The organism is Stenotrophomonas sp. GbtcB23 (genome assembly GCF_019091045.1).
Lineage (GTDB): Bacteria > Pseudomonadota > Gammaproteobacteria > Xanthomonadales > Xanthomonadaceae > Stenotrophomonas > Stenotrophomonas rhizophila_A.
Genome location: NZ_JAGXKC010000748.1, coordinates 1 through 231, shown reverse-complemented (window position 1 = coordinate 231; position 231 = coordinate 1). Strand labels below are relative to the sequence as shown.

At 68.8% G+C, this 231-nt stretch carries 1 pseudogene; it reads right to left on the bottom strand.

The window, feature by feature from the left end:
* Window positions 1-230 (bottom strand): annotated as a pseudogene (locus KVS69_RS20790) (1-acyl-sn-glycerol-3-phosphate acyltransferase); the annotation flags it as partial.
* Between the last annotated feature and the right edge of the window lies 1 nt (window position 231).

Sequence of the window (231 nt, the reverse complement as noted above, 5' to 3'; positions counted from 1 at the left end):
ACGAACAGCACCGCGCCCGGCATCGGCGTGCCGATGCGGTGCAGGCGGAAGCCGAAGATCCACATCAACCCGCCCGACCAGGCATTCACCAGCAGGTGCACCAGCGTACGCCCGCCCACGCGCAGGTTGCCCCACGGCGGCAGCATGCCGATCAGGAGCAGCGGAAGGACCAGCAGCAGGTGGACCAGCAGCAGGGGAACGCGGTACAGGTAACGGCACACACGCGCCACG